The organism is Corynebacterium sp. (assembly GCF_043426755.1).
GTDB lineage: Bacteria > Actinomycetota > Actinomycetes > Mycobacteriales > Mycobacteriaceae > Corynebacterium.
In genome coordinates, this window is sequence record NZ_JBHWRP010000051.1 from 1 (window position 1) to 17,818 (window position 17,818).

Below are 17,818 nucleotides of genomic sequence, written 5' to 3' on the forward strand. Positions count from 1 at the left end.
GGTGGGAAAAGCCATGGTGCCATCGTAGCGATGCGCCTGCAGACTGTACCATCTTGTGTGTGTTTAGCTCCCGCAGGTTCGCCACCCTTCTCGCCGCCATCCCCCTCACCGCCGTGTCTCTGACCGGCTGTTCTCAAGTGGTGGAGGTGTTCGGCCCCCGCCCGGACGCCGAGTTGGTGCAGCTGGCCCAGCAGGCGGAGGCCGACGCGTCCACGCTTGACGACGAACAGGCCACAGCCTTACGCGACAAGCAGGCACAGGAGCTTTACGACGAGATCTTGCGCGTCTGTGGAGTAGATCCTGAGGGCCAATCGCCGGAATCTTGCACGGTGGACCGCTCCACCAATGAGGCCACCGGCGCTACCTCCCTGGCGCAGTCCGGCGAGGAGATGGCGCGTTTCGTGGCAGAGAACAGGGCGAAGCTGCCTGAAGATTCGATTGATCTGGTGGTCTCCCACGTCGTCGATACGTTGGCCGTAACCGATGTCAGCCTGCCGGAAAACCTGGGCGTAATTACTGATGAGCAGGACCTCCAGGCCGCGCAAGCGATGCTGGAACGCGAGTACGCGTTGCAGTATGGCCTCGGCCTGGCCAGCGCCTATGCTGACGACGGTTTGCAACAACGCATTGATGTGCTCAACGACACATCGCAGGACCGGGTCACTGCCCTGACGCTGCTTGGTGCCGACCAGCCGGAGGATTCCGCCTTGGCGGCCGGCTATGAGTTTCAGGAGCTAGAGCCACCTACAACGACGGTGGCGGCGACAGCGCTTGTCGACGAACTCGAGGCGAACCTCATCGGCCAGTGGCGCACCACCGCAGCGGGCGCCTCCTCGGCCGAGTGGCAGTATGCTGCCAGCCATTTTGCTGCCCATGCTCAACGTGGTGAATAATACGGGAGGTTTTACTTCTACAACTTAAGGATCATATTGTGAACGCTTCGTCCGTTCGTATCATGCGATGGATTTCTTTGGCCATCATTGCGGTGGCCATTTTCTTAATGACACTCGGACCAGCCGAAGCGCCGACGTCGTCGACAAGCATGCTCCCCGATGACGCCGAGTCCACTGCGGTGGCCGAGGAACGCGCCGCCTCTTCGGAGGATTCAGGCAACGCAGCCGTGGTGCTTTTCACCGGCCTCAGCCCCGAGACTTTCGGCGAGCTGCAAGCTAAAGCGGAAGAGCTCGGTGGGCCCCTGATCCCGAACGAGGAGATGGACTCCGCCATCGTTCCTGTCGAGGTGAGCTCCGATTCCCTGCTGGGCAATGTTGATGCCGTGGAAGAGCTGCGCACTAATGCGGCCGAAGGCCTTCCGGACGGGGTTGAGGCGCAGGTCACCGGACCTGCGGCGATCGACGCAGACCTGTCGGGCGTATTCGAGGGTGCTAACTTCACCCTGCTTGCGGTGACGGCGATCATCGTGGCGATCCTGCTGATCGTCACCTACCGCTCCCCGGTCCTGTGGATCATCCCATTGCTGGTCATCGGCATCGCCGACCGCGTGGTGGCCACCGCGTACACCTGGTTCCTCGACGCTTTCGGCATGGTGTGGAACGAATCGACCGGCGGCATCCTGTCCGTGCTGGTCTTCGGTGCGGGTACCAACTACGCACTGCTGGTGATCTCCCGTTACCGCGACGAGCTGACCAATTATGAGAACCGTTTCGAGGCCATGGCCCGGGCATGGAAGCCGACCGTAGAGACCATTTTGGCCTCCGCCTCCACCGTGGTCATTGGCGTGCTGTGCCTGCTGGTATCGCTGACCCCCACCACGCGCGCACTTGGCACCGCGGCGGCCTTCGGCATCGTGATTGCTTTCCTGTTCGGCGCATTTGTACTGCCCGGTGTGCTTGTCCTGTTCGGCCGGTGGATTTTCTGGCCGCAGCGCCCCAAGGTCGGCGACGTCACGACCCACCGCGTATTCGACGCCGTGGGCAACCAAGTGGCCAAGCGCCCCGGTACGATCCTGACCACCTCTCTGATTTTCCTCGGCATTCTGTGCCTGGGCTACTTCCAGATCACCACGGGCCTAACCCAGTCCGACCAGTTCATCGACAAGCCTGAGTCCATTGCCGCCGCGGAGACGCTTTCCGACGAATTCCCTGACGTTTCTGCTACCCCGGCACTTGTGTCTACTGCCGATCCAGCCGAAGCCACAGAGCTGTTAGAAGCAGACGGCTACACCGTGACCGAAAGTGACGGGCTGCTCCAAGTGTCTGGTGGCACGACGGAGGAGCTGCGATCGTCGTTAAGCGGTACCGACGCCAAGGTCGGCGGCGCGGACGCCGAGCTGTACGACACCGAGCAGGCCGCCGAGCGCGACCGCATGTTCATCTTCCCTCTTGTACTGGGCCTGGTGTTTGTGGCGCTGATCTTCCTGCTGCGCTCTCTGGTGGCGCCGGCGATCATGGTGGCTTCGGTGCTGCTGACCAACGTGGCCGCCCTCGGCCTAGGCTGGTGGGTCTCCAGCGGACTGTTCGGTTTCGAACGCTTCGATTCCACGACTCCGCTTTACGCTTTCGTGTTCTTGGTAGCGTTGGGTATTGACTACACAATATTTCTTGTTACTCGCGCACGCGAGGCCGCAACCCACGAGGGCACGCGCAGCGGAATTCTCACCGCACTGTCGGCTACAGGTGGCGTGATTACGTCCGCAGGTATTCTGCTGGCGGCGGTTTTCGCGGCCCTCGGCGTACTGCCGCTGGTGGTATTGGCGCAGGTGGGCATTGTGATCTGCCTTGGCGTCCTCCTGGATACCTTGATTGTCCGCTCGCTGGTGGTGCCGAGCATCGTCCGGCTGCTGGGCGAGAAGTTCTGGTGGCCGGCTCGCCCTGACCACACGGCGAAGTAACGCAGACGCTTAGCCCGCGCCTCCCCCAAAAAGGGGGAGGCGCTTTCTTGTTGCACGAAGATTTTTTCTACCCCCGCAAGACCACCCCCTTACCTGCCGTTTAACCACCTTTCTTGGTTGAAAAAAATTCTCTGCCTGCGTAAATGACTGACGCAATGCCCAGGAAATCACTAGCGTTGATGGAGTACGACATCCGAACACGAGTTTTTACTCGGTCACCGGGGAACGTGCCCTAATTCCGGAATACCGGCACTGCCCTCTTTGGCCCGCCAAAGAAAGGAACTTATCGACTGTGACGACACAGCCTGATAACCGTATTGATTTCATCTACCTGTCCGAGCCGGACATGGTCGAAGCCGGCGTGGGGGACGCCGCTCAATGTGTTGAGACCATGGAAGAAACCCTCATTCTTCTGGCACGCGGTGACTACCGCATGGCCGGCGCGTCTGCGAACTCCCACGGCGCTCAGATCAACTTCCCGAAGAATCCAGAGCACGAGGGCATGCCCGCCGACGGCCCAGACCGCCGCTTCATGGCGATGCCGGCCTACCTTGGCGGACGCTTCCGCAACACTGGCGTGAAATGGTACGGCTCCAACGCGGAGAACCGCAAGCGCGGCCTGCCACGTTCCATCCACCTATTCATCCTGAATGACACCGATACCGGCGCACCACTGGCCGTCATGAGCGCCAACACCTTGTCCGCATTCCGCACTGGCGCGGTTCCAGGTGTCGGTGTGAAGCACCTTGCCGTGGAGAACGCTGAGACTGTGGGCATCATCGGCCCAGGCGTAATGAGCCGCACGATTTTCTCGTCGGCAATGTCCCAGCGCCCAAGCATCAAGAACCTGAAGATCAAGGGGCGCTCCCCTGAGTCCACCGAGCGCGCCGCGAACTGGTTCCGCGAGAAGTTCCCAGAGGTCAACGTCACCGTCGTCGACTCCGAGCAGGCAGCGATCGAGGATTCGGACATCCTCATCGGCGGTACCTCCACCTCGAAGGACGGCCCTTCGGGCTTCCCATACTTCAAGACGGAGTGGCTCAAGCCCGGTGCCCTCGTGCTGTGCCCCGCTGCCGCGCGTTTCGACGATGATTTCGTCGCCTCCGACAAGGCCAACCTGGTTGTGGACTACCGTGGCCTGTACTCCGAGTGGTTCCACGAGAACGGTAAGGATGTCACCTACGAGGACCTGCTGGGCATCCCGGGCAACCGCTGGTGGGACATGATCCAGGAAGGCTCCCTCAAGGAGGAGCAGCTGGTCAACATGGGCGATATTGCCGACGGCAAGGCACCAGGCCGCGAGAACGATGAGCAGATCTTCCTCTACTCCATTGGCGGCATGCCCGTCGAGGACGTTGCTTGGGCCACCGATCTCTACGAAAATGCAGTCAAGAAGGGCATCGGCACCAAGCTGAACCTGTGGGAAGACCCACTGCTGTCCTAAACGATTCACCAACAACCACTACAGAATTGAGTGTTAGCTCCCATGGCTTTTGAAACAGCCGAAGAACTCCGCAAGTTTATGAAGGACGAGGAGGTGGAATACCTCGACATTCGCTTCACGAACTTGACCGGAGTGGAGCACGCTCTGACCGTGCCTGTCCACGAATTCGATGACGACGCCGTAGAAAATGGCTTCGCATTCGATGGTTCCTCGGTCGCGGGCTTCACCACTGTCGAGGCCTCCGACATGACCTTGGTGCCTGACATCGGCACGGCGCACGTGGACCCATTCCGGGACCGCAAGACGGTGAACATGAAGTTCTTCGTCCACGATCCATTCACGATGGAGCCTTTCAGCCGCGATCCACGCAATGTTGCACGCAAGGCTGAAGAGTACCTGCAAGAAACCGGTATCGCGGACTCTTGCTCCATCGGCGCTGAGGCAGAGTTCTACGTCTTCGACTCGGTCCAGTATTCCACCGAAATCAACGCCGCTTTCCACAAGGTGGATTCCGACGAAGGCTGGTGGAATTCCGGCGCGGACACCATGATCGACGGCACCCCAAACCGCGGTAACCAGATCCGTGTCAACGACGGCTACTTCCCTACCGCCCCGTACGATAAGACGATTCCTGTCCGCGATGAGATTGCAGCCATTTTGACCCAGGTGGGCTTCAAGATTGAGCGTTTCCACCACGAGGTTGCCACCGGTGGCATCCAGGAGGTCAACTACCGCTTCAACACGCTGCTGCGCGCGGGTGATGATCTGCAGACCTTCAAGTACATCGTGAAGGGCACCGCCGAGAAGATGGGGCAAACCGCGACCTTCATGCCGAAGCCTCTCGACGGTGACGGCGGTTGTGGCATGCACGCCCACCAGTCTCTGTGGAAGGACGGCAAGCCACTGTTCTATGACGAGCACGGCTACGCCGGCCTGAGCGACATCGCCCGCTGGTACATCGGCGGTCTACTGAAGCACGCCCCCGCCGTGATGGCTCTGACCAACCCAACGACGAACTCCTACCGTCGCCTGTACTCCGGCTTCGAGGCTCCAGTAAACCTGGCGTATTCCCAGCGCAACCGCTCGGCCGCGATCCGTATCCCGGTAACGGGCAACTCGCCTTCCGCGAAGCGCTTGGAGTTCCGCGCACCGGACCCATCGGGCAACCCATACTTGGGCTTTACCGCCCAGATGATGGCGGGTTTGGACGGAATCAAGAACCGTATCGACCCAGGCGAGGCAGTGGACAAGGACCTCTACGAGCTAGAGGTCCAAGAAGAGTTCAAGGTACCGAAGGTGCCACACTCCCTCGAGGAGTCTCTGAACGCGCTTGCCGACGATCACGACTTCCTCACCGAGGGCGACGTGTTTACCGATGATCTCATCGACACGTACATCAAGCTGAAGTACGACAATGAAATCATGCCGCTGCGCCAGGGCCCCACCCCGAAGGAATTCGAGCTCTACTACAACGTTTAAGGTGTCGGCGGAAGGCCCCCAGTTCTCTGGGCCTTCCCCGCATCCTCATCCCATGTTGTTCGCGGCAGACCGCCGACGTGCGCATTTAGCCGCGAACATACTGCAACACCTTGTCGACGACCTCGTCGTATGGAACCTCAGTGGTTTCGCCACCGCGAATGCGTAATTCGACGTTACCGTCCTTGAACGCACGGCCAAGGATAACGGCGTAAGGCATGCCCAAGAGCTCTGCGTCCTTGAACTTCACGCCTGGAGAGACCTTGGGGCGATCGTCGAAAAGCACCTCAATGCCTGCCGCGTCGAGTTCGGATACCAGCTTGTCGCCGGCTTCAAGGGCTTCCTTGTCCTTGTTCGCGACGGCCACGTGCACCTGGTACGGCGCAACGGCTGTGGGCCAGACGAGGCCCTTCTCGTCGTGCATCTGCTCCACCAGCACGGCCATCATGCGGGAGATTCCGATGCCATAGGAACCCATGGTCGGTACTGCTTGGCGGCCGTTTTCGTCGAGGATCTGCACGTCCATGGCCTCGGTGTACTTGCGACCCAGCTGGAAAATGTGGCCCAGCTCGATGCCGCGGGCTAGCTCCAGGGTGCCCTCTCCTACTGGCGCGGGATCTCCTTCGTGGATTTCGGCGGCTTCGATGGTCTCGTCCACCTGGAAGTCGCGGCCGGCGACGAGACCGACCACGTGGCGCTGCTTCTCGTCTGCGCCGGTGATCCATGCGGAACCCTCGACGATGCGGGGGTCTGCGTAGATCTTGACGCCGTTGGTTTGGAGCCCGCGCGGGCCCACATAGCCCTTGACCAGGAAGTCCGACTTCGCGAATTCTTCATCGGAGACGAATTCCCAGGTCGCAGGTTCGAGCGCTGCGTCGAGGCGGTCCTCATCAAGTTCGCGGTCGCCCGGAATGAGCACGCCGGCCAGTTCTGGCTCCTCACCCGCGTCGACCTTAATCACCATGCACTTCAAAGTGTCGGAGGCAACGACCTCGCGGCCTTCCACCTGCACACCGGCGCTGTTAGCCCAGTTCACCAGGGTCTCGATCGTTTCAGAGTCCGGTGTCTCGTGTACCTCAGCCTCAGGCAGCCCCTCGATGGAGCGCGGCTGCGGAGCCACGGTGGTCACCGCTTCGATGTTGGCCGCATAGTCGCCGGCGGTGGAGATGACGAAAGTGTCTTCGCCGTTGTCGGAGTATGCCAGGAACTCCTCCGACGCGGAGCCACCCATTGCACCAGAGGTGGCCTGACAGATTTCATAACGCACGCCCAAGGAGTCGAAGATTCGTCGATAAGCCTCGCGGTGCTTCGCGTAGGACTCGTCCAAGCCCTCGTCGGACATGTCGAAGGAGTAGGAATCCTTCATCACGAACTCGCGGCCGCGCAGGATGCCGGCGCGGGGGCGGGCCTCATCGCGATACTTCGTCTGGATCTGGTACAGCGTGACCGGGAAGTCCTTGTAGGAGGTGTACAGGTCTTTCACCGTAGAGGTGAACATTTCCTCATGGGTGGGGCCCAGCAGCATGTCATTGCCACGGCGATCCTTCAGACGGAAAAGTTCGGGGCCGTATTCGTCCCAGCGCCCGGTCGCCTCATAGGGTTCGCGCGGCAGCAGCGCTGGGAACAGCATTTCCTGGGCACCGATGGCGTCCATTTCGCGGCGCACCACGCCCTCGATCTTGCGCAGCGTGCGCAGGCCCAACGGCAGCCAGTTATAAATGCCCGGCGCGGCGCGACGGATATAGCCGGCGCGAACCAGCAGCTTGTGGCTGGGGACTTCGGCATCGGCGGGGTCTTCGCGCAGTGTGCGCAGGAAAAGCTCAGACATGCGGGTAATCATGGGGATTATCGTACCCGTTAGGCTTGTACCCATGCTTATTGTGTTGCCCCCTTCCGAAACGAAGGCTACCGGCGGTGAACGGGACCCGATGTCACTGTCATTCCCGCAGCTTGATTCGGTGCGCGAGGACATCATGGCGGACCTCGCCGCGTTGCCTATCGACGAGCAACTCACCGCACTCAAACTCAGCGATCGGCAGCGCCCTGAGGCCGAGGCCAATCTCACACTAGGCACTGCCCCGGTCATGCCCGCCATCCACCGCTACACCGGGGTGCTTTACGACGCGCTCCAGGCCGATTCGCTTTCCGACGAAGCCCTCAAACGCTTGGCTATCGGCTCCGCTTTGTTTGGTGTGGTGCGTGCCGACGACATGATCCCCAAGTATCGCCTCTCCGCAGGATCGAAACTGCCACGCCGCACCGATGGCTCTACGCCAACAATGAAGGCGCGGTGGGGTTCCCACATCACTGAGGCGCTGCAGGACACGGGCGGGTTTATCGTCGATATGCGATCGGGCGCCTACCAGCAACTAGGCAAGGTTCCCGGCGCGATGACTGTCCGGGTGGAGTCTGTCCAGGACGATGGCTCGCGCAAGGTGGTCAGCCACTTCAACAAGTTCTATAAGGGCGAGCTTGCCCGTGTATTGGCGGGCTCGCCGCGGAACGCGGATTCGGTGGAGGGTGTGGCCGATATCGCTGAGGCCGCCGGCATGCAGGTTGAGGTGGCGGGTAGCGAGCTGACGCTCGTCGTTAAGCCTTAGCGCTGCGGGCCCCGATCAGCTGCACGCCGATGGTGGCCACCACGCAGGCGAGGAACATGACGATGGCCATTGCGATCGGCTGAGACATGCCGAAACCTGCGACGATCCCCACCACTGGGCTGACGATCCCCGCGAACAGGAACTGGCCCGCGCCCATGATCGCGGAGGCTGTGCCGGTCACGCCCTCGGCGCGGTCGATGGCCAGCGCCGAGTTATTGCCCAGGTTGATGCCGTTGGATGCCACGACGACGAACAAGCCAACCAGAATGAACCAGCGATTCAGCCCCATCACTGTCACCGCGACGAGGTAGATGGTGGCGATCAGCTGCACCACGTTGAAGATGCGCGCCAAGATTAAGGGGCCGGTGCGCCCGACGATGCGCCGGTTGATGATGGTAAGTATCGCTAGGCCTGTCGTATTCACGGCGAAGATGATCGCGTACTGAAGTGGCGTGAATCCATAGTGCTCCTGCAGCACGTAGGGTGAGGCCGAGACGTAGGCGAACATGGTGACGAAGGAGAACATGAAGCCCAGCGAAAAGCCCACGAATGCCCGATCTTTCGTGAGCTGGGCGAAGGCGTCGCGCACCGATCTCAGAGTGAAGGGGCGCCGCTTCTCTACTGGCAGGGATTCCGGAACAAACCGCCACACACCCAGCCAGATCACCATATTGAGCGCCGCCAGCACCCAGAACACTCCACGCCAGCCGACGAAGTCCACGATTAGGCCACCGAGAATCGGGCCGACGACGGGAGCGACGGAACCAAGCATCATTAGCAGGGCGAAGACGCGGGCGAGCTCTTTACCGCGGGCGAGGTCGCCTGCAACTGCGCGGGCCAGCACCACCGCTGTGCCACCTGCTAGGCCTTGGGCGACGCGCGCCACGTACAACACCCAGATATTGGGCGCGATGGCAGCCAGCACTGATGCGAACATGAGGGCCAGCGTTCCACCGACGAAGAGCCGGCGGCGTCCAACGGAGTCAGAGATCGGGCCGACGACGATTTGCCCCACCGCAATGCCCACCATAAATGCGGTAAGTGTGAGCTGGCCTGCGGTCTGATCCACACCCAAGTCCCGCGACAGCTGCGGCATGCCCGAGAGATACATGTTGATCGTCAACGGTTCAATCGCCGACACCAGCGCCAACACCGTCAACAGCAGTGACGGGATGGCACCACCCTGCTTTTGTGTACGCGTCATCATGAACATTAGACTAGTGCCCCCGGGGGCATATTGCAAACGATTGCCAATAGTCGCGTTTCCCGGCTGAGTGGATTCTGCAGCTGCAGAATTCCTTTGTCAACTAAACCAGAAAGCTCTTCATTCCTTATCTGGTTAGTCTTAAGCCCCGCCAATATTCTGCAGCTGCAGAATTTGCAGACCAACAACTGCCGACAACCAGGCCACAAAATGAAACACTCGCCTTAGGAATTTTCTGCGGCTGCAGAATTCCCGTGTCGACCAAACCAGAAAGCCCTACACTCCTTATGTTGTTGCACCTAATGTCCCGCCGATATTCTGCAGCTGCAGAATAACCTCGCCCATCGCCGACCACTAGCCAGTGGTTCCCAAACGATCCTCCGCCCATGATTTTTCTACATCTGCAGAATTTCTACGTTAAGTAAGCGAAAGTCTTGACCCACCCACGCGACCACCGCCTGTTGCAGACATCGCCCACATTCTGCAGCTGCAGAATATTTAGATCTACTTGAGTCGGCCCGGCCTTACAATCAATCTCTTTCCGACCTAAAAACTGCCACTGTTCCGCAGCTGCAGAATTCCCGCGTTAACCGAACCAGAAGGCCATTCCCATTCCTCCCCTGTGTGGCTAGCTTTCCGCGCCCGACCTCCGACCATTTTCTGCAGCTGCAGAATTCCTAGACGTACTAAGCGGGGGTCACAATGTGCACTTAGCCTCAGCCCTCTGCAGAATCACCCCGCCCCTATTTATCAATTTATCAATCGCGTTCGACGCCGCGCGCTACACTGATCACCATGCCGCCTCGCAACCCCTTCCGCCCCACGTTCGGCGCAAGCCCTAAAGTCTGGGCTGGCCGCGCCACGGTCCTCGACGAATTTTCCACAGCTATCGATGCCGGCCCCGGCCACCCTAACCGCTCGCTGATCATTTCGGGGTCCCGTGGAATCGGCAAAACGGTCCTACTCACCGAACTTGAAGATCTCGCCCGCACGCGAGGCTGGGTGGTCATCCGCGCATCAGGCCGCCAAGGCATGGCTGAAACACTCACCAATTCCACGATCCCGGAGCTCATGGAATCCATCGAACCCACTGCCAAACGCCATGTGACTGGGGTCTCGGTTGCGGGACTCGGCTCGGTACGCAGCGAGCTTAACGACGATCAGCCCGTGGTTCCCCGTCTAGTCACACGCCTACATGAGCTGCTCAACCTACTCAAGGGCACAGGCGTGCTGATCACTATTGACGAAATCCAGGACTCCAACCCTGACGACCTCGCTGAAATCGCGGTCGCCTACCAGGATCTCATCCGTGACGACGCCGAAGTCTCGTTAGCCATGGCAGGGCTCACCCAGGGCATCAACCAGCTTCTCAACCTGCCCGGCGCGACGTTTCTGCGACGTGCACGGCACTATGAGCTCGGCCCGTTAACGGTCGACGATGCCACCACAACTCTGGCAGAAACCGCAGCAGAAGCTGGTAAACCTTTCACCTCCGGCGCCGCGGAGTATGCGGGTGAGCTCACTCAGGGGTATCCATATTTGGTCCAGTTGATTGGCTTTTTGGCGTGGAACGCGGCCGCTACTTCAGAGATCACGCGGGCGGATGTGTCGTCGATACGCGAGGAAGCGATTGAGATCCTGGGGACGCAAGTGCATCAACCCAGCTTGCGGGCGGTACCGCCTCGTCAGCGCGAGTACTTGGACGCGATGGCGCATATCCAGTTTCAGACGGGGCGTTCGCGCGTGTCGACGACCGACCTGACCACTGCACTGGAGCGCCCAACAACGGCACTGTCGGATACGCGAGGCAAACTGATTGACCGCGATCTTATCGTGGCCGCGGGCTGGGGAGAAGTAGAATTCGCCCAGCCTTACCTGGGCGAATTCCTGCGCCGCGAGCAGCGGCCACAAAGGGTGAACTAGTTTAGGCGGGAGCCATCAGGCCCAGCGTGGTCGGTAGCCACGTGGACAGCGCCGGCACAAACACAACGATGAACAGCGCGACGATCAGGGCCAGGAGGAATGGCCACAGGCGCGCGATCACCGGTTCGATGCGCAGTCCAGCCACTTGGGCGCCGACGAACAGCACGTTGCCCACCGGCGGGGTGATCACACCCAGCGACAGGTTCATCACGACCATCGCGCCGAAGTGGACGGGGTCCACGCCGAGTTCGGTGACGATCGGCAGGAAGATGGGCACGAAGATCAAGATGGCCGGGGTCGGGTCCATAAAGGTACCGATGACCAGCAGGATCAGCATGATGATGAGCAGGATGACCACCTTGTTAGTGGACACGGCCAACAGCCCCTGAGAGATCAGCGCCGGGATGCCGGCGAAAGCCATCACCCAGGATAGTGCGGAGGATGCGGCGACCAGCATCATCACGATGCATGTGGTGCGCGTGGCGTTCAGCAGGACCTTGGGCAGATCCTTGACACTCAGTTCGCGGTAGATGAAGCCGAGCGCCAGGCAGTAGAGCACGGCGATCGCGGCGGATTCGGTTGGGGTGAACCAGCCGAGCAGGATACCGCCGACGACGATGAAGATCATCAGAAGCGAGGGCACCGCGCGCCAGATCACCAGCATGGCCTGGCCAAAGGTGGGGTGTACGTCGTCTCGTCGATAGTTTTCCTTGCGCGCCAGCCACACGCCGACGATCAGCACTGCGATGAGCCAGAGGATGCCGGGACCAACGCCCGCCATGAATAGGGCTGCGATCGATGTCGACGAGACCAGCGAGTACACGATGAACGTGTTCGACGGTGGAAGCAGCATGCCCGCCGGAGCGGAGGCCACGTTCACGGCCGCGGAAAATGGTCGCGAATAACCGTCGCGGCGCATCTGCGGGGTCATCACGGTACCGACAGCAGATGCCGCCGCAACGGCAGCACCCGATACCGAGCCGAACAGGCCGTTAGCCACGACGTTGGTCTGCACCATCGACGCAGGAAGCTTGCCGACGATCACCCGTGCGGCATCAATCAGACGTGAAGCGATACCGCCGGAGTTCATTAACGCGCCGGCCAAAACGAAGAACGGGATAGCCAGAAGCGAGAAGGAGTTGGCGCCGGTAAACATGCGCTGGGTAATCGCGGCGGCACCGTTTTCCACGCCGAGGACGGCCATCGCGGCCAGCATCGACGGCAGGCCGATGGCGATGGCGATGGGGACAGAGCTGGCGATCAGGACGACGACGCCAACAAGCAAAATGAGAGCTGCAACTGCTGCGGGTGACATTATTTCTTCTCTCCTGTCGCAGACGTGTTCTCTGGGGTGACCTCGACCGCTGGGAGTTCTTCCGGGTCCTCAATTTCTGGGTAGGGCTCGAGGGTCCCGTTGGCGACCTCGATCAGGTCAATCAGCGCGAAGATGGCGATGCACACACCGGCAATCGGGATCACAATGTAGACCCAGCCGATCGCAAAAGGCAGCGCCGTGAGGTTCTGGTACCACGCATTGCTAGCCGCCAGGATGCCGCCCCACACCATGCCGACGGCCGCGAAAATCAGGATCATCGCTTGGACAAAGATCTGCGTGGCGCGCTGGCCACCCAACGGCAGCTTGCGCGCCAGGAAGTCCACGGCGATGTGGCCACGCTCCCCGAAGAGGAACGCGGAACCCAGGAAGGTCAGCCACACGAAACAGATCTTGGCGAACTCCTCAGACCACGTCGATGGGGCGTTGAGAATCTGGCGGCTAATCACCTGCCAGGACGTGGTGATCACCAACACGGCGAACAACACGATGGAAATGGCTGCAAGAATATTACGCAGCCCTACTTTCAGGCCGTGCATTTTACTGGCCTCCTTCAGCGGCGCGGATGTCGTCGTAAAGCTTGTTCTGGAAATCCGTGGTCAAGAATTCTTCACGGATCGGTGCCAAGGCTTTCTGGAAGGCTTCGTCATCAACGTCGACGAACTCGGCGCCCTCGGACTCAGCCTCCTCGATGGCCTTCTCGGTCTCCACGGCCCACAGGTCGGTGTGCTCGGTCATGGCCTTGTCCCACTCTTCATCGAAAATCGCTCGATCTTCGGGGCTCATCGCCTTGCGCAGGTCAGCGCGCATGATCATGTAGTCCAGGCCGACGAGGTGCTCCGTCTGGTTGAAGTAGGGCGCGACCTCATTGTGCTGCTGGGTGGTATAGGACACCTCGTTGTTCTCCGCGCCGTCGAGCACGCCCGACTGGATCGCGGTATACACCTCGCCGTAGGACAGCGGGGTAGCCGAAGCACCCATCAGCTGAATCATGCGGATGTGCATGTCTGATTCCTGGACGCGGATCTTCAGACCGGCCAGATCTTCCGGGGTACGCACCGGGGCGTCCTTGGTGTACACGTTGCGGGTGCCCTGAGTAAAGCCGCCGATCACGGTGATGTTGTCGCGGTCCTCTAGGGAGGTAAACAGCGGCTCCATGAGGTCTTGGTCGCGAATCACGCCCATCTGGTGGTCGATTGAACTGAAGGTGGTGGGCATGTTCAGCACCTGGAAGTCCTTGTTCAGGTTTTCCAGCTGGGTGCCGGAGACAATCGCCATCTCGATCGCACCTGAAGTGACGAACTGCACCACTTCCTGCTGCGAACCCAACTGCTCGTTGGGGAAAATGGTGATCTTCCAGCGCCCATCGGTGCGTTCCTCGAAGCGCTGGGAAAAGTTCTCCAGCGCCACGTAGGACGGGTGGGTCTCTGTCTGGTTGAGGGCAAGCTTGACGTAGGTAGTCTTCTCTGGATCACCTACGGTCTCCAGGTTGAGCCCACCCAAGTCGCCACACGCGGACAAGGTCAGCGCGGCGACCATGGTCAACCCGGCAGTTGCAAGGCGTGATCGTTTCACATGCAGCTCCAATGTTGATATGACGAAAAAGGTTATGACCAGAGTTTGACACCCGAAAACCAAATCACAAAAATCACATCATATGATGTACGTCACTTCAACAGCGTTCGCCCAGCGCACAACACTTAACGACGAAAAACGCCTCCCCCCGCGCTACCCCCATTGTGCGCGGAAAGAGGCGTATCAAATATGGGTTTATGCCCGTGCACTCAACACTGTGTAGCGCTTATTGCGGGCAACTTCCTCCACGCGCGCGAATCTCTGCTGCACCTGATCGCGGTAACGCAGGTGCGAATTATGCACCACGAACAACTCTCCCCCATCCGCCAACAACCGCGCAGCGCCATCCAACAGATCCTGAATCAGAGTCGCATCAACGCTGGTTCCCTCATGGAAAGGCGGGTTCAAAGCGATCACATCAAACCCGGGTTCCAGCTGCGCACCGGCATCATCCCAGGTCACTTCCGCCCGATCACCAAAACCCGCCAGGCTTGCGCGCGCGGACACCACGGCATCGGCATCCGAATCCGTCGCCACAACCTGCGTTTGCGGCCACGCCTCCAAAACACGCTTGGCTACCGACCCATTGCCACAGCCCAGGTCCAGGACGCGTTGCGGCTGGTTGCACTTGTCGACGATCACCTCAGCCAAAAGTTGACCCCCGAAGTCTTCCTTCGCCCCACTGAACACTCCGCCAACACCCACCAAGCCACCGCGCACCACTGGCTCATACTCTCCCGGCTTCGGGCCCGAAGCCACAAGGCAGCGGAACTTGCCCCGCCCACGGGAGGCGCGTACATCGGTGAAAGAGCGGGCCAGCACATCGTTCATCCCGCGCGACAGATGCTTGTTGTTCGCGCTGAGAACGACAGTCACCTCGTCGAAACCCGCTGCGGCCACGGCGCGCGCCACATAGTCCAGGCGCTCCAAAGATTTCGGCATCTGACCTACCACCACAGCAGTACCGGAACCGGAGAGGCGCTCGTCGTAACGCACATCCCCGATCACTTCCGCCCCGGCCGCGCGCGCCGCCTGTGCCTGGGAGAAGTCGGACTGCAGCGAGATCACGCGGCCCGTCGCCGCTTCAAGCAGGCTGCCGGTCGGGTCGTCGACGATGATCCAGGTGTCAGCGGTGGGGGCGTTGTCGAGGATAAGGGCATCAAGAGTGCGCAAGACCAGCAACCTTTCCGATCACGTACACAGCGGGATTAGTGATGGAATGGGCCTCCATCTCGTCGGCAAGCGTACCTGCCGTGGCCCGGACGACGCGCTGCTGCGGGGTCTCGCCGTCCTGGATCACCACCGCAGGGGTGGTGGCGGGCAGCCCGTGGCCCACAAGTGTCTGGGTGATCGCGCGCGCATTCTTCACGCCCATGATCACCACGATCGTCCCGCCCACGCGCGCCAGCGCTTCCCAATCGATCAAACTCTTTGGGTGATCCGGCGCAAGATGCCCAGAGACCAGCGTGAAAGAGTGCGTCATCCCACGATGCGTGACCGGGGTCTGCGCGGCCGCCGGAACCGAAATCGCGCTGGTCACCCCCGGAACGACCGTGCACGGGATCCCGGATTTCACACACTCCAGGTACTCCTCGAAGCCGCGGCCGAAGACGTAGGGATCCCCTCCTTTCAGGCGCACCACTTTCTTGCCCGCCTGCGCGTGCTCGATCAGCAGTGCGTTCGTTTTCTCCTGCGCAACTTGCTTGCCGTAGGGAAGCTTCGCCACATCGATGATTTCCTTGCCGGCGGTATCCAGGAAATCGTCCAACTGATTGGCAGGACCCAGATGATCGGTCAGGATCACATCGGCGGCCTCAAGGGCGCGCAGCCCGCGGATCGTGAGCAGATCCCACGCGCCAGGGCCACCACCGACGAGGGTTACTTCTCCTATACTCATAGTGCTTAAGTCTAGGCTGGGGCCTATGGCTTACCCCAACCTGCACCATAGTTTCGCCGACGCGCTGCCCGAACTGGCCATCGCCACCGAGGCTGCCACCCCGCCGGCACCGAAGCTCGTTGTACTTAACGACGAGCTGGCCCGCGACCTCAAACTGGACCCGGAGTGGTTACGCAGCGAGGAAGGAGTGACGTGGCTGTGTGGTGCCGGCGGCGGTCACGCCACCGGCTATGCGGGCCACCAGTTTGGGCAGTTCTCCGGAATACTCGGCGACGGGCGCGCCCTCCTGCTGGGTGACCGCGGCGGCTGGGAAATCCAAACCAAAGGTTCCGGCCGCACCCCCTTTTCGCGCGGCTACTCCGACGGCAAAGGAGCCCTGGGCCCGATGCTGCGTGAGTACCTGATCAGTGAGTTCATGCACGCCATCGGGGTGCCCACCACTCGTGCACTGGCCGTGGTGACCACGGGCGAGCAGATCCGCCGCGACCGCGGGCTGGAGCACGGCGCGATCCTGGTCCGTGTGGCCACGTCCCACCTGCGCGTGGGCAGTTTCGAGCTCGCGGCCACGCAGTCCGATGATCTGGTGGCGCGCATGATCGAGTACGCCGGCTTCGCCAGCGCCCGCAAGCTTCTAGAGACGGTCACGCGCCGCCAATTCGATCTTGTGGCGCAGTGGATGCGCATCGGGTTCGTCCACGGCGTGATGAACACCGATAACACCACGATCTCCGGGGAGACCATCGACTACGGCCCCTGCGCCTTCACCGAAAAGTTCGATCTCTCGGCCGTCTACTCCTCCATCGATACTCAGGGCCGTTACGCCTTTGGCAACCAGCCGGACATCATGGCGTGGAACCTCACCGTGCTCGCCCGCGCCCTCGGCGATCACCTAGACGATCATGCCACCCAGGACCTTTTCAACCAGCTCCCCGAGCTGTGGGAGGAGGCGCAGAACAAGCACATGCCAGAGATCGACGAGCTCGCGCGTGCCGACGACATCACCACCTATAACCGCGAGCACTACGGCGGGCCACTGTTTATCCCCCGCAACCAGATGCTGGCCAACGCCTTAGTCTCTGCGGAGGCCGGCGAGTTCGGCCTCTACCTCCTGCTGCTTGGCGCGGTGACGGACCCCTTCAATCCGGATGCCGGGCCCGAATGGCTGGCGCAGCCAGAAGGCCCGGTCGACTTCACTACATTCTGCGGGACCTAGGCGAGCACGATCTGCCAGGAGACACCCCAGGCGTCCTGCACCCAGCCGTCCTCTTCCGCGGCCGGGTCCGCGGAGAGTGCGGTACGCAGCCGCTCAAACTCTTCCTTGTCCGCGGCGTACAGCCGCAGGGACAGGCCCTCGGTGAAGGTGAAGCTCTGGTCCACGGCAGAATCCATCGCGGCAAACCACTGGCCGTACAGGGTGAAGTTGGAGAAGACGATATTCGCCCCGTTGTCCGGCATCTGCCCCATGTCGGCATAGCGCACGCGGGAGCCGGGCGCGCTGTGCGGGATGACGGAAAT

At 61.0% G+C, this 17,818-nt stretch carries 15 protein-coding genes; 7 read left to right on the plus strand and 8 right to left on the minus strand.

What is annotated here, in order from left to right; translation table 11 throughout:
- Window positions 1-59: 59 nt before the first annotated feature.
- The 4 genes from ACHFGA_RS04990 to glnA all read left to right on the plus strand — a co-directional run bounded on the left by ACHFGA_RS04990 (window position 60) and on the right by glnA (window position 5,774).
- Entirely contained in the window at window positions 60-893 is an 834-nt protein-coding gene (locus ACHFGA_RS04990; protein WP_394281321.1) for a hypothetical protein, read from the plus strand.
- A gap of 38 nt (window positions 894-931) precedes the next feature.
- Complete coding sequence (locus tag ACHFGA_RS04995) at window positions 932-2,851, plus strand: MMPL family transporter (protein ID WP_394281322.1); 1,920 nt, start codon at window positions 932-934, stop codon at window positions 2,849-2,851.
- A 292-nt stretch (window positions 2,852-3,143) separates the two neighbouring features.
- The gene (locus tag ACHFGA_RS05000) at window positions 3,144-4,295 is read left to right on the plus strand and encodes a tyramine oxidase subunit B (RefSeq protein WP_394281323.1); all 1,152 of its coding nucleotides are present in this window, start codon (window positions 3,144-3,146) and stop codon (window positions 4,293-4,295) included.
- A gap of 42 nt (window positions 4,296-4,337) precedes the next feature.
- Window positions 4,338-5,774 (plus strand): type I glutamate--ammonia ligase, encoded by a 1,437-nt coding sequence (glnA, locus tag ACHFGA_RS05005; protein WP_394281324.1) that lies wholly within the window; start codon window positions 4,338-4,340, stop codon window positions 5,772-5,774.
- Between the two features lie 85 nt (window positions 5,775-5,859).
- Here the strand turns inward: glnA and ACHFGA_RS05010 are convergent, their stop codons facing one another.
- The gene (locus ACHFGA_RS05010) at window positions 5,860-7,611 is read right to left on the minus strand and encodes a proline--tRNA ligase (protein ID WP_394281325.1); all 1,752 of its coding nucleotides are present in this window, start codon (window positions 7,609-7,611) and stop codon (window positions 5,860-5,862) included.
- A 31-nt stretch (window positions 7,612-7,642) separates the two neighbouring features.
- On the opposite strand from ACHFGA_RS05010, the gene yaaA reads away from it, so the two are divergent.
- Complete coding sequence (gene yaaA, locus ACHFGA_RS05015) at window positions 7,643-8,371, plus strand: peroxide stress protein YaaA (protein WP_394281326.1); 729 nt, start codon at window positions 7,643-7,645, stop codon at window positions 8,369-8,371.
- Here the strand turns inward: yaaA and ACHFGA_RS05020 are convergent.
- On the minus strand, window positions 8,361-9,578 hold the full coding sequence (locus tag ACHFGA_RS05020; protein ID WP_394281327.1) for a multidrug effflux MFS transporter: 1,218 nt from the start codon (window positions 9,576-9,578) through the stop codon (window positions 8,361-8,363). The genes yaaA and ACHFGA_RS05020 overlap by 11 nt on opposite strands.
- 792 nt (window positions 9,579-10,370) lie before the next feature.
- On the opposite strand from ACHFGA_RS05020, the gene ACHFGA_RS05025 reads away from it, so the two are divergent.
- Window positions 10,371-11,498, plus strand: a complete 1,128-nt coding sequence (locus ACHFGA_RS05025) for an ATP-binding protein (RefSeq protein WP_394281328.1) — start codon at window positions 10,371-10,373, stop codon at window positions 11,496-11,498.
- Between the two features lies 1 nt (window position 11,499).
- Here ACHFGA_RS05025 and ACHFGA_RS05030 read toward each other — a convergent pair whose 3' ends face one another.
- The 5 genes from ACHFGA_RS05030 to cobA form a co-directional block, all read right to left on the minus strand.
- A complete protein-coding gene (locus ACHFGA_RS05030; protein WP_394281335.1) occupies window positions 11,500-12,816 on the minus strand; it encodes a TRAP transporter large permease in 1,317 nt (438 codons plus the stop codon).
- On the minus strand, window positions 12,813-13,370 hold the full coding sequence (locus ACHFGA_RS05035) for a TRAP transporter small permease (RefSeq protein ID WP_394281329.1): 558 nt from the start codon (window positions 13,368-13,370) through the stop codon (window positions 12,813-12,815). Before ACHFGA_RS05035 ends, ACHFGA_RS05030 begins: the two co-directional genes overlap by 4 nt.
- A gap of 1 nt (window position 13,371) precedes the next feature.
- Window positions 13,372-14,406, minus strand: a complete 1,035-nt coding sequence (locus tag ACHFGA_RS05040; RefSeq protein ID WP_394281330.1) for a TRAP transporter substrate-binding protein — start codon at window positions 14,404-14,406, stop codon at window positions 13,372-13,374.
- A gap of 195 nt (window positions 14,407-14,601) precedes the next feature.
- Window positions 14,602-15,579 carry a class I SAM-dependent methyltransferase gene (locus tag ACHFGA_RS05045; protein ID WP_394281331.1) on the minus strand — a complete coding sequence of 326 codons (978 nt, stop codon included), beginning with the start codon at window positions 15,577-15,579 and terminating at the stop codon, window positions 14,602-14,604.
- Entirely contained in the window at window positions 15,566-16,303 is a 738-nt protein-coding gene (cobA, locus tag ACHFGA_RS05050) for a uroporphyrinogen-III C-methyltransferase (protein ID WP_394281332.1), read from the minus strand. Before cobA ends, ACHFGA_RS05045 begins: the two co-directional genes overlap by 14 nt.
- A 25-nt stretch (window positions 16,304-16,328) precedes the next feature.
- Between cobA and ACHFGA_RS05055 the strand changes: the two genes are divergently transcribed.
- A complete protein-coding gene (locus ACHFGA_RS05055; RefSeq protein ID WP_394281333.1) occupies window positions 16,329-17,516 on the plus strand; it encodes a protein adenylyltransferase SelO family protein in 1,188 nt (395 codons plus the stop codon).
- Here the strand turns inward: ACHFGA_RS05055 and ACHFGA_RS05060 are convergent.
- Window positions 17,513-17,818, minus strand: a 306-nt coding sequence (locus tag ACHFGA_RS05060; protein WP_394281334.1) for a VOC family protein, incomplete at its 5' end; no start/stop codon positions are given. The two genes, ACHFGA_RS05055 and ACHFGA_RS05060, sit on opposite strands and share 4 nt — an antisense overlap.

Coding starts and splice junctions, on each gene's coding strand:
- ACHFGA_RS05020 (WP_394281327.1), bottom strand. CDS start 9,578: ATGATGACGCGTACACAAAAGCAGGGTGGTGCCATCCCGTCACTGCTG.
- cobA (WP_394281332.1), bottom strand. CDS start 16,303: ATGAGTATAGGAGAAGTAACCCTCGTCGGTGGTGGCCCTGGCGCGTGG.
- ACHFGA_RS05035 (WP_394281329.1), bottom strand. CDS start 13,370: ATGCACGGCCTGAAAGTAGGGCTGCGTAATATTCTTGCAGCCATTTCC.
- yaaA (WP_394281326.1), top strand. CDS start 7,643: ATGCTTATTGTGTTGCCCCCTTCCGAAACGAAGGCTACCGGCGGTGAA.
- ACHFGA_RS05025 (WP_394281328.1), top strand. CDS start 10,371: ATGCCGCCTCGCAACCCCTTCCGCCCCACGTTCGGCGCAAGCCCTAAA.
- ACHFGA_RS05010 (WP_394281325.1), bottom strand. CDS start 7,611: ATGATTACCCGCATGTCTGAGCTTTTCCTGCGCACACTGCGCGAAGAC.
- glnA (WP_394281324.1), top strand. CDS start 4,338: ATGGCTTTTGAAACAGCCGAAGAACTCCGCAAGTTTATGAAGGACGAG.
- ACHFGA_RS05055 (WP_394281333.1), top strand. CDS start 16,329: ATGGCTTACCCCAACCTGCACCATAGTTTCGCCGACGCGCTGCCCGAA.